This is a genomic window from Streptomyces sp. SID4985, assembly GCF_009863025.1.
Classification (GTDB): domain Bacteria; phylum Actinomycetota; class Actinomycetes; order Streptomycetales; family Streptomycetaceae; genus Streptomyces.
Genome location: NZ_WWIR01000265.1, coordinates 1 through 10,675 on the forward strand (window position 1 = coordinate 1; position 10,675 = coordinate 10,675).

Genomic DNA, 10,675 nt, shown 5'->3' on the forward strand with positions numbered 1-10,675 from the left:
CGGCCGGGGCCGGGCCGCCGGGCCGCGGGCCCGCGGGGGCCTGCTGGTCGCTGGAGGAGGCGAGGGTGCGGCTGCGCACCCGGTACAGGCCGGTGTCGAGGTCTTCGGCCTTCTCCAGGTTTACCTTGATCGGCCCCATGAAGGTGTAGCGCTGCTGCTTGGCGTAGTCGCGCACCATGCCGGCCAGCTCGTCGCCGAGCTGCCCGGAGTAGGGGCTGAGCCGCTCGTAGTCGGGCGTGCTCAGTTCCACGATGAAGTCGTTGGGCACGACCGTGCGGTCGCGGTTCCAGATCGTGGCGTTGTTGTCGCACTCGCGCTGGAGCGCGCCGGCGATCTCCACCGGCTGGACCTCGGACTTGAACACCTTGGCGAAGGTGCCGTTGACCAGACCTTCGAGACGCTGCTCGAACTTCTTCAGGACTCCCACGGGGCACCTCCTCCGTCGCTGCCGTACTGCTTGCCGTGCTCGGTACGGCCGCGTGGCCCGTACCGCTTACTGATCGTATCTACGCGTCCGGCAATCAGCCGGTTCCCCCAGCCGCCCCCTTCGAACTCCTTGAGGCAAGGATCGTAGAGGCGGCTCAGCTCCAGTGTCCCGCACCCGGCGACGAGCCTGGTCCCCCTGTGGATAAGACGGGCCGGACCGGTACGAGGTTGATACCTGAACTACGAGGTTGATACCCGAACAGGGTGTCCTCGCACTCGGAGGCCGGGCCGGGCCGGGTGGGGCGTGGGGACGGTGAAGGGCGTGCGGGTGGTGGGGCGTCCGCTCGTGACGGGCGGTGCGGCGGGGAACTCCTGTGCCCCCGGGAGGGACAGGTGTGCTGGTGAGGGGTGGTGGAGGGGGCCGAGGAAAGGGATGTGAATCCACCCCGGACGGCGTGCTAATGTTCTCGATGTCGGAAGGGGCCAGCCCGAAAGGGCCGGAAACGGAAGACACACCCAATGCGCGGGTGGCGGAATAGGCAGACGCGCTGGATTCAGGTTCCAGTGCCCGAAAGGGCGTGGGGGTTCAACTCCCCCCTCGCGCACCATCCAATGGGCGGCATCGTGAAAACGATGCCGCCCATTGTCGTGTCCGGCCCCGTTGGTGACGCCGCCTCGGCTCGCCGCCGACGGCTGCCGCCGGACCCCGCCTCTGTGAGTAACGTCTCAGGACGGCGAGCCTCTTCCTCGGTCCGTTCTCAGGAGGGCTTCCCCTCCAGTTCGTGGAGTGTTTCCTCCAGCCATGCCCGTTCCGCCTGCTGGGCCGCGCGGGCCATGATCAGCATCCCTCTGCGGTAGGGGTCCTGTTCGTCCTTGATCCGTACCGGCCGGCCGGAATGGGTGAAGAAGCCCGCGGGGGCGGTCAGGAAGGCGAGCCGACGGCGCAGGACGACGGCCCGGTGGGCGGGGTCGGAGACCTGGCCGAGGAAGGCAAGCAGGGTGAAGAAGGCGCCGCCGTCCGTGATGTCGGTCTCCTTCGGCTCGGTCAGCCTGCGCAGCAGCTCGACCCGGCCGGAGGGCGTGATCCGCAGCACCTGACGGGTGGGCGCGCTCTCTCCCGGCTCGGCCCGGCGTTCGATGTGCCCGGCCTGGCGGAGGCGGTTGACGGCCGGGTAGAGCGCGCCGTCGCTGACCGGGCGGTTGTGGCCGATCAGATCGGAGATACGGCGGCGCAACTCGTAGGCGTGCAGCGGGCGTTCCGCCAGAAAGCCGAGGATCGAGAGGGTCAGCACGGGGTTCCTTCGCGGGTTGTTCGGGCGCCTTCAGTGTGGGCTACCTCTATTCGAGTGTCACTAATCGAGGTAGCCTCCGGGGCGGTCGGGGGTCAACTGGGCCTCCGCCTGGCTGGGTTGGGGGATTTCTGGTGCGATGCGGGGGATCGGGACCGGCTGTCGTACGCGGCGGCGGTACGGCGGTGGGGTCTGGCGGGGCGGACGGGCCCGGCGGGGCGGACGGGCTCGGTCCGGCGGCCGCCCGGCGGGCGCTGCTCGGGCTGGGGCTGCCGGTCTACTGCGAGTTGCTGTCCGGTGTGGTCGTCGGGGTCGTGGACACCTTCTGGGTGGCGCGCCTGGGCCGAGGGGCTGTCGGTGCGGTGGCCGCCGCCGGAACGCTGGAGAACCTGCTGCTCGGGGTCGTCCTCATGGCCGGTACCGGCGTGACCATGGTGCTCTCGGACACGCTCGGGGCTCGAAGAATGGCCGAAATTCCACCCGTGATCAAGGCGGTTGGTGTGCTGTGGCTCGTCATCACATGCGTGGTGGCCGGGGGCGGCTTCGTCTTCCGGCGTGAGGTGGCGGGGCTGCTGGTGGGCGGTGGCTCGGGTGAAGTGCGGCAGCTGGTGGCCGAGTTCCTCGCCGTTTCGCTTCCGGGGCTGGCCGTCTTCTTCGCGCAGAACGTCGTGGACGGGATCTTCAAGGGGCTCGGGGACACGAGGACGCCGATGCGGGCCGCGCTCGTCGCCAACGGGTGCGTCCTCGTCCTGGACCCGGCGCTCATTTACGGGGTGGGGGCGCTGCCCGCGCTGGGGGTGCGGGGGGCCGCTCTCGGGACGGTGCTGGGGCGGTCGGTGGCGCTCGGTGTGAGCCTGGTGCTGCTGTGGCGCAGGCGGGACGCGGTGCTGGGGGCCGGGGCGGTCGCGGGGTCACGGCCGGGGTCGGGCTGGATCGTGACTCTGCGGCGCATCCTGGGCGTCGGGCTGCCCGCGTCCGGGGACTTCGTGCTGCGCATGGGCATCGGCGCGGCTCTGCTGGGCATGGTCGCGCGGTTCGGCGAGGAGCCGCTCGCCGCCTATGCCATCGGCACCAAGGTGATCCTCCTCGTCACCATGGCGTTCTACGCCCTGCGCCAGGCGGGCGGCATCCTCACGGCCCGGGCGCGGGGTGCGGGGCGGCGGGACGACCGTGTGATCGGGGTGCAGAGCGGGCTGCTCGCCGTACTGGTGGGGGCGGGTGCGGGGCTGGTGCTCGCGCTCTGCGGGCGGGTGGTCATGGGGTGGTTCACGAGCGCTTCCGGGGTCGTCGACTCGGGTTCTGTCCTGCTCTGGTTCCTGTTGCCGTACCTGGTGGCGCTCGCCGGGGTCGTCGGGCCGGGCGGGGTGTTCATGGGCGGCGGGCGCGCTCGCGGGCCGCTGTGGGTGACGGCGGTCGGCGCTTGTGTGCAGCTGCCGCTGGCCCACTGGCTGGGTTCGGTGGGCGGACTGGGGGTGCGGGGTGTGTGGCTGTCGATGAGCCTCGGCACCGGGGCGCAGTGGGGGATGACGGCGGTGATGTTCCGGAGGTGGGTGGGGCGGGACGGAACGGAGTGACGCGGGGCCGACGGGGGCGACGGCGTGGTCCGGCCGGGTGGCGGGACGCGAAGTCCGTTGGCGGGTCGGCGGGTTCGTTCCGGTCGAGGCAGGTCCGTGTCCACAACCGACGAGTTGTCCACAGGGTCTGACGCGATCACGTCGCCGCATGTACGGTCTGCACGAGTTGATGTTCGAAGCGCTCGTGCGGGGCGCGCTGAAGCGGTGTGCGGGAGGCGGTCGCGGTGACCGGAGCGGGTGCGGACGCGGTGTCCGGGCCGGGCGGCGAGGAGACCGTGGCCCGGCTGCCCCGGACAAGCGGGTTCGCCCAGTGGCCGCCGCGCGGTTCGGCCAAGGACGAGGGCAAGGCGTTGCGGGAGCGGGTGCCGCGTGAGGCCCACCGCACGCTGGAGGTGGACGCGGCGCGTCCGGACACCGTCGACGCGGTGGCCGAGTCCAATGCCGGGCGGATTCCCGGGCTGACGCCGATCCGGGTGGGCCGGATGGCCGCGACGCCGTTCGCCTTCCTACGCGGCTCGGCCGGGCTCATGGCCTACGACCTGGCGCGCACCCCCGTGACCGGGGTCGGCGCACAGATCTGCGGCGACGCCCACGCGGCCAACTTCGGTCTGTACGGCGACGCCAGGGGCGGCCTGGTCATCGACCTCAACGACTTCGACGAGACGGTGCACGGCCCCTGGGAGTGGGACCTGAAGCGGCTCGCCACCTCCCTGGTGCTGGCCGGGCGCGAGGCCGGTGCCGACGAGGACACCTGCCGCGCCGCCGCGCGGGACACCGTGGGCGCCTACCGGCGCACCATGCGCCTGCTGGCCCGGCTGCCCGCGCTGGACGCCTGGAACGCCATCGCGGACGAGGAGCTGGTCTCCCACACCGACGCCCACGACCTGCTCGGCACCCTGGAGCGGGTCGCGGAGAAGGCGCGGGCCAACACCAGCGGCCGGTTCGCCGCCAAGTCGACCGAGCGGACGCCGGAGGGCGGCCGCCGCTTCGTGGACGCGCCCCCGGTGCTGCGCCGCGTCCCGGACGCCGAGGCGGCCGCCGTGGCCGGCTCGCTGGAGTCCTATCTGACGACGCTCTCCGAGGACCGGCTGCCGCTGCTGGCCCGGCACGCCGTGCACGACGTCGCCTTCCGCGTGGTCGGCACGGGCAGCGTGGGCACCCGTTCCTATGTCGTCCTGCTCCTCGACCATCGCGGCGAACCGCTCGTCCTCCAGGTCAAGGAGGCCCGCCCCTCCGCGCTGCTCCCGCATCTGCCCGGGGCCGGATTCCCGGTGGCGGCGGTGGAGCACGAGGGGCGGCGCGTGGTGCTCGGCCAGAAGCGGATGCAGGTCGTCAGCGACAGTCTGCTGGGCTGGACGACGGTGGACGGACGCCCCTTCCAGGTACGGCAGTTCCGCAACCGCAAGGGCAGCGTCGACCCGGCCGCGCTCGCCGCGGACCAGCTCGACGACTACGGCCGCATGACCGGCGCCCTGCTGGCCCGCGCCCACTCGCACAGCGCGGACCCGCGCGTGATCGCGGGGTACTGCGGAAAGAACGAGGAGCTGGACGAGGCCGTCGCCGCCTTCTCCGTCGCCTACGCCGACCTCACCGAGGCCGACCACGCGCGGCTGCTGGCCGCGGTGCGGTCCGGGCGGATCGCGGCCGAAGCGGGAGTGTGATCGCCGATGCCGGGCAGCCGGGGGCCGGGGTGATGACGTGAAGTACGTCGAACTGAGCGGTGGCGCGGGCGAGGAGCCGGTGTCCGCCGACCCGCGGCCCTATCTGGCCAGGCTGCCGGGCATCGCGGCCGGACTGCCGCCGGGCGCCCGCGCGTTCGCGACCGACCCCGCGCACTACGACCCGGGGGACAGACGCTGTGTGCGCGACCTCCTGCCCGCGCGGGTGCGCCGCACCGGCGACGGGGACCTGGAGATCCGCTTCCGGCACAACTGCTTCCGCCACGACGAGGACCTGGTCGTCCGCTACAAGGGCGTCTCCCGCTTCCAGTCGGACGTCCTCGGCGTCTGCGACCCGGCCTCCCTCGGCGATGTGATCCTCGACGAGATCCTGCCGCGCCCCGGCGGCTGCACCCATGAACTGGCCTGCCGCCCCGGCACTCTGGTGGTGGCCTGCCAGGACCTGGAGGCCGAGTGGGTGCCCGCGGCGTGCCCGGAGGGCTGAGAGCGGGTGCGCGCGGGAGGCCGGGCCGGGCTGCCGAGTGCGGGCATCGGGGGTGTGCCGGACCGGCCGTGGCCTAGGCTGGTCGGGTGACGACCCCGGAAGCTGAGCAGTCCAAGGCACCGCGGCCCGAGGAACGGCTGGAAAAGGCCGTGCTCGCCGCCGAACAGGCGTTGATCGAGTACGAGATCGCGGTGGAGACCTTCCGCGTCGAGGTCGAGAACTTCGCCCGGCTGCACGAGCAGCGGCTCGGTCCCCTCTATGCCCGCATCGAGGAGCTGGACGCCCGCATCGCCGAGGCGCGTGCCGCCCAGACGCAGGACCCCGAGGACATCCGCCGCGCCGAGGAGGCCCGCGCCGCCCTCCAGCAGATACCGGGTGTCGAGGAGCTGCTGCACGGCTGGATGGACGGCCACGGCCTGTTCCCCGAGGCGGCCGCGATGCTCACCGACCAGGCGGTCCGGCCGCCCGAGCGGGTGCGCCCCAGCGAGGAGGCCCGCAAGCTCTACCGCGAGCTGGCCCGCAAGGTCCACCCGGACCTCGCGCAGGAGGAGAACGAGCGCAAACGGCGCGAGGAGTTCATCACCCGCGTCAACGCCGCCTACGCTCGCGGCGACGAGAAGCTGCTCCAGGAACTGGCCGACGAATGGGCCGCGGGCCCGGCGCTGCCCGAGCGCGAGCCCAGCCCCGCCGAGGAGCTGTACGCCCGCCTGGAGTGGCTGAGCCAGCGCAAGGAGCTGCTCACCCTGGTCGCCCGTGAACTGGAGGACGGCGCGATCGCCGGCATGCTGCGACTGGCCCCGGACGACCCGGACAGCCTCCTGGAGGAGATCGCCGAGCGCCTCAAGAGCGACGTCCAGCACCGCGAGAACGACCTCGCGGCCCTGCTGACCCAGGAGTAGGAGCCGAGCTCCGGCGCGGGAGTGCGCCGGAGCACGCTTCGGGTAGCGTCGGGGACATGAATTTCGGAGCTGGTGTGCCCACCGTCGCGGTCACGGACCTCAAGGACGGCGACTTCCTGCTGGACGTCCGTGAGGACGACGAGTGGCGTGCGGGCCACGCCGAGGGCGCCCTGCACATCCCGATGAGCGACTTCGTGGCCCGCTACGGCGAGCTGACCGGGGCGGCCCCGCAGGACGGCCGCGTCCACGTCGTCTGCCGCTCCGGCGGCCGCTCGGCCCAGGTCACCATGTACCTGGTCCAGCAGGGCATCGACGCCGTGAACGTCGACGGCGGCATGCAGGTCTGGCAGGCCACCGGCCGCCCCGTGGTGACCGACGACGGCAAGGACGGGTTCGTCATCTAGGGCCTCTCGCCGCTGCGGCGGCCCTTTCCCTACCGGTCGAAGTCCAGTTCCACCTGCTCCGTCAGCGGGTGGGACTGGCAGGCCAGCACATAGCCCGCCTCGGTCTCCTCCGGTTCCAGGGCGAAGTTGCGGTCCATGCGGACCTCGCCGGTCACCAGCAGCGCCCGGCAGGTGCCGCAGACGCCGCCCTTGCAGGCGTACGGCGCGTCCGAGCGGTTGCGCAGGACCGTGTCCAACAGGGACTCCCCCTCCGCGACCGGCCAGGTCCCGGCCCGGCCGTCCAGGCGGGCGGTGACGGTGCTGTGCGCGGGCGCCGGTACGACCGCCGCCGGGGCAGGTCCCTCGTCCACGTGGAAGATCTCCTGGTGGATGCGGGAGCGGTCCACGCCCAGCCCGCGCAGGGCGCGCTCGGCGCCCTCCACCAGGCCGTACGGGCCGCACAGGAACCAGCCCGCCACCCGGTCCACCGGCAGTAGCGCGGGAAGCAGCTCCGCGAGCCGGGTCCGGTCGAGGCGGCCGGACGGCAGACCCGCCTGCTGCTCCTCCCGGGAGAGCACGGTGACCAGCTGGAACCGCTCCGGGTAGCGGTCCTTCAGGTCCGCGACCTCCTCCAGGAACATCGTCGAGGCGGCCGTGCGGTCGCTGCGTATCAGACAGAAGCGGGCCGACGGCTCGCGCGCCAGCAGCGTGGCGGCGATGGACAGCACCGGGGTGATGCCGCTGCCGCCCACCACCGCCGCGAACAGGCCCGGCGCCGGTTCCAGCGTGAAGCGGCCGGCCGGGGTCATGACCTCCAGCACGTCACCGACGCCGATCTCCTTCAGCGCGTACGTCGAGAACGCGCCGCCGTCGACCAGGCGCACCCCCACCCGCAGCGTGCCCGGGCCCTCGCCGGCCGGGTCGGGGGCCGGGGAGCAGATCGAGTAGGTGCGGCGGACGTCCACACCGTCGGCGCGGCGGCGCAGCGTGAGGTGCTGCCCCGCCGTGTGCCGGTACTCCTCGCGCAGCTCGGGCGGCACGGCGAAGGTCAGGGAGACCGAGTCGTCGGTGAGCCGCTCGACCTCGGCCACCGGGAGCGGGTGGAAGCGCGCCATCACAACTCCTTGAAGTGGTCGAAGGGTTCACGGCAGGACAGGCACCGGCGCAGCGCCTTGCAGGCGGTGGAGGAGAACCTGCTCAGCAGCTCCGTCTCCGTGGAGTGGCAGTGCGGGCAGCGCACGGGGTCGGCGGCACCGGCGGCCGCGTCCGTGCCGTGGCCGCCGGTGCGGTTGGCGGCCCCCGTGCGAGTGGGGGCACCCGTGTGGGTGGGGCTCAGGGAGAGCGCGACCGGGCCGGTGGCGCGGTGCGGGCGCGGGGGAGCTATGCCGGAGCTCTCGAGCTTGCGGCGGCCCTCGGCGGTGATGTCGTCGGTCGACCAGGCGGGACTGAGGACCGTGCGGACCCTGACCTCGTGGACACCGTGTTCGTGCAGCAGCCGCTCGATGTCGGCGCTCATCGCCTCGACGGCCGGGCAGCCGGTGTAGGTGGGGGTCAGGTCGACCTCGACCGAGCCGGAGTCGCCGACGCGCACCGCGCGCACCACGCCCAGCTCGTGCAGCGTGAGCACCGGCAGCTCGGGGTCGGGCACCGAGCCCGCCAGCTCTAGCAGCTCCGCCTCCAGGGCGGTGGCCGTCACCATGTCGCCCCCGGGTGGCTGCGGTGCAGATGCTGCATCTCCGCGAGCATCCGCCCGAACGGCTCGGTGTGCAGGCCCTGGCGGCCCGCGCCCGCCGACCAGGCGCCGGTGCGCGGGCTCTCCGGGACGGACAGGGTGGCGCGGCCGAGCACGTCCGTCACCGATTCCAGCCAGCGCCGGTCCAGGTCGGCCCAGTCGACGTCCACGCCCTCGACCGGCTGGAACATCTCCCCGGTGAACCGCCACAGTGCCTCGACGGCCTGCCGCATCCGCTCCCGGCTGACCTCCGTGCCGTCGCCGAGGCGCAGGGTCCACAGCTCGGCGTGGTCGCGGTGGTAGTCGGTCTCCTTGACCGCCTTGGCGGCCAGCGGGGCGAACGGGCCGTCCCCGGCGGCGAGTTCGGCGTACAGCAGGTGCTGGTAGGTGGAGAAGTAGAGCTGGCGGGCGATGGTGTCGGCGAAGTCGCCGTTGGGCTGTTCCACCAACTGGAGGTTGCGGAAGGCGCGTTCCTCGCGGAGGTAGGCCAACTCGTCCTCGTCGCCAGCCATGGAGAGCAGGACGCGGGCCTGGCCGAGGAGGTCCAGGGCGATGTTGGCGAGCGCGACCTCCTCCTCCAGCACGGGGGCGTGTCCCGCCCACTCGCCGAGGCGGTGGGAGAGCACCAGGGCGTCGTCGCCGAGGGCGAGCGCGGCGGTCACGGGCACGGTGACGGTCACAGGTGCCGCACCCCCTCGGGGATCTCGTAGAACGTCGGGTGGCGGTAGGGCTTGTCGGCGGACGGCTCGAAGAACGGGTCCTTCTCGTCCGGGGAGGACGCGGTGATCGCGGTCGCCGGCACGACCCAGATCGAGACGCCCTCGCCGCGCCGGGTGTACAGATCGCGGGCGTTGCGCAGGGCCAGCTCCGCGTCCGGCGCGTGCAGGCTGCCCGCGTGGGTGTGGGAGAGACCGCGGCGGGAGCGCACGAAGACCTCCCACAGGGGCCATTCGGTGTTCGTCATGCCTGCGTCGCTCCTGTCCCACCGGGGGTCCCGGTGTGCTTGGCCGCGTAGGCGGCGGCCGCCTCCCGCACCCAGGCGCCCTCGTCGTGGGCGTGCCTGCGCTGGGTGATCCGCTGTTCGTTGCACGGGCCGTTGCCCTTGAGGACCTGCTGGAACTCGGTCCAGTCGATCACTCCGAAGTCGTAGTGCCCCCGCTCCTCGTTCCACCGCAGGTCCGGGTCGGGGAGGGTGAGGCCGAGGGACTCGGCCTGGGGGACGCAGATGTCCACGAAGCGCTGGCGCAGCTCGTCGTTCGAGTGGCGCTTGATCTTCCAGGCCATGGACTGCGCCGAGTGCGGTGAGTCGGCGTCGGGCGGGCCGAACATCATCAGCGAGGGCCACCACCAGCGGTCCACGGCGTCCTGGGCCATGGCGTGCTGCCCGGCGGTGCCCTTGCTCAGGGCGAGGAGCAGTTCGTACCCCTGGCGCTGGTGGAAGGACTCCTCCTTGCAGACGCGGATCATCGCGCGGGCGTACGGGCCGTAGGAGCAGCGGCACAGGGGGACCTGGTTGGTGATCGCGGCGCCGTCCACCAGCCAGCCGATCGCGCCCACGTCGGCCCAGGTCAGCGTCGGGTAGTTGAAGATCGAGGAGTACTTCTGGCGGCCGGTGTGCAGCTTGTCGAGCAGTTCGTCCCGGCTGGTGCCGAGGGTCTCGGCCGCGCTGTACAGATAGAGGCCGTGGCCCGCCTCGTCCTGCACCTTGGCCATGAGGATCGCCTTGCGGCGCAGGCTGGGCGCGCGGGTGATCCAGTTGGCCTCCGGCTGCATGCCGATGATCTCGGAGTGCGCGTGCTGGGCGATCTGGCGGACCAGCGTGGCGCGGTACGCGTCCGGCATCCAGTCGCGCGGCTCGATGCGCTCGTCCGCCGCCACGGCCTCGTCGAAGGCGCGCTGCCGGTCCGCCGTGTCGTCGGCGGTGCCGGGTGCGCCGTCCGCCGGTGGGCCGGCCGTGCGGTGCTCGGCTGCTGTGGCCATGCGGTCCCCCTGACCTCGGGCTCTGCCTGGAAGTGACCTCGGACTCCGCCGGGACGTGTCCCGACCGATCGTTCGGTCCGTGCGCATCAATGGTGGGCCGGGCCGTCGTCGGGTGTCAACCGCTGTGGAAAACCTGCGGGGGTGTCTGTGGACAACGGGTCGGGCGGGGTGCGGGCGGGGACCTCGTGATCTGGGGAAGGCGAGGTGGGGGCGGTGGGGGAAGGCGTCG

General features: G+C 72.6%; 12 protein-coding genes and 1 tRNA gene. 6 read left to right on the forward strand and 7 right to left on the reverse strand.

What is annotated here, in order from left to right:
• On the reverse strand, nucleotides 1–427 hold a 427-nt coding region (locus GTW40_RS10970), incomplete at its 3' end, for a DUF3662 domain-containing protein (protein ID WP_161179979.1).
• Between the two features lie 520 nt (nucleotides 428–947).
• Between GTW40_RS10970 and GTW40_RS10975 the strand changes: the two genes are divergently transcribed.
• Nucleotides 948–1,034: transfer RNA gene (locus GTW40_RS10975), tRNA-Leu, on the forward strand.
• Between the two features lie 150 nt (nucleotides 1,035–1,184).
• Here the strand turns inward: GTW40_RS10975 and GTW40_RS10980 are convergent.
• Nucleotides 1,185–1,718 carry a PadR family transcriptional regulator gene (locus tag GTW40_RS10980; RefSeq protein WP_161179980.1) on the reverse strand — a complete coding sequence of 178 codons (534 nt, stop codon included), beginning with the start codon at nucleotides 1,716–1,718 and terminating at the stop codon, nucleotides 1,185–1,187.
• Nucleotides 1,719–1,900: 182 nt separating this feature from the next.
• Here GTW40_RS10980 and GTW40_RS10985 point away from each other — a divergent pair, with 182 nt between their 5' ends.
• The 5 genes from GTW40_RS10985 (at nucleotide 1,901) to GTW40_RS11005 (ending at nucleotide 6,755) form a co-directional block, all read left to right on the forward strand.
• Nucleotides 1,901–3,289 (forward strand): MATE family efflux transporter, encoded by a 1,389-nt coding sequence (locus GTW40_RS10985; protein ID WP_343245656.1) that lies wholly within the window; start codon nucleotides 1,901–1,903, stop codon nucleotides 3,287–3,289.
• A 224-nt stretch (nucleotides 3,290–3,513) separates the two neighbouring features.
• Complete coding sequence (locus GTW40_RS10990) at nucleotides 3,514–4,950, forward strand: DUF2252 domain-containing protein (protein ID WP_343245657.1); 1,437 nt, start codon at nucleotides 3,514–3,516, stop codon at nucleotides 4,948–4,950.
• Between the two features lie 37 nt (nucleotides 4,951–4,987).
• On the forward strand, nucleotides 4,988–5,452 hold the full coding sequence (locus GTW40_RS10995) for a hypothetical protein (protein ID WP_161179982.1): 465 nt from the start codon (nucleotides 4,988–4,990) through the stop codon (nucleotides 5,450–5,452).
• A gap of 86 nt (nucleotides 5,453–5,538) precedes the next feature.
• The gene (locus GTW40_RS11000; protein ID WP_161179983.1) at nucleotides 5,539–6,351 is read left to right on the forward strand and encodes a hypothetical protein; all 813 of its coding nucleotides are present in this window, start codon (nucleotides 5,539–5,541) and stop codon (nucleotides 6,349–6,351) included.
• A 74-nt stretch (nucleotides 6,352–6,425) separates the two neighbouring features.
• A complete protein-coding gene (locus tag GTW40_RS11005; RefSeq protein WP_161179990.1) occupies nucleotides 6,426–6,755 on the forward strand; it encodes a rhodanese-like domain-containing protein in 330 nt (109 codons plus the stop codon).
• 29 nt (nucleotides 6,756–6,784) lie between these two features.
• On the opposite strand, the gene paaE is transcribed toward GTW40_RS11005, so the two are convergent.
• The 5 genes from paaE to paaA are packed head-to-tail and all read right to left on the reverse strand — an operon-like array spanning nucleotide 6,785 to nucleotide 10,446.
• On the reverse strand, nucleotides 6,785–7,849 hold the full coding sequence (paaE, locus tag GTW40_RS11010; RefSeq protein ID WP_161179984.1) for a 1,2-phenylacetyl-CoA epoxidase subunit PaaE: 1,065 nt from the start codon (nucleotides 7,847–7,849) through the stop codon (nucleotides 6,785–6,787).
• Nucleotides 7,849–8,433 carry a 1,2-phenylacetyl-CoA epoxidase subunit PaaD gene (gene paaD / locus GTW40_RS11015; protein ID WP_161179985.1) on the reverse strand — a complete coding sequence of 195 codons (585 nt, stop codon included), beginning with the start codon at nucleotides 8,431–8,433 and terminating at the stop codon, nucleotides 7,849–7,851. Before paaD ends, paaE begins: the two co-directional genes overlap by 1 nt.
• Nucleotides 8,427–9,146 (reverse strand): 1,2-phenylacetyl-CoA epoxidase subunit PaaC, encoded by a 720-nt coding sequence (paaC, locus tag GTW40_RS11020; protein WP_161179986.1) that lies wholly within the window; start codon nucleotides 9,144–9,146, stop codon nucleotides 8,427–8,429. The genes paaD and paaC overlap by 7 nt, the downstream gene beginning before the upstream one ends.
• Nucleotides 9,143–9,430, reverse strand: a complete 288-nt coding sequence (gene paaB / locus GTW40_RS11025; RefSeq protein WP_161179987.1) for a 1,2-phenylacetyl-CoA epoxidase subunit PaaB — start codon at nucleotides 9,428–9,430, stop codon at nucleotides 9,143–9,145. The genes paaC and paaB overlap by 4 nt, the downstream gene beginning before the upstream one ends.
• Entirely contained in the window at nucleotides 9,427–10,446 is a 1,020-nt protein-coding gene (paaA, locus tag GTW40_RS11030; protein ID WP_161179988.1) for a 1,2-phenylacetyl-CoA epoxidase subunit PaaA, read from the reverse strand. The genes paaB and paaA overlap by 4 nt, the downstream gene beginning before the upstream one ends.
• Nucleotides 10,447–10,675 lie beyond the last annotated feature (229 nt).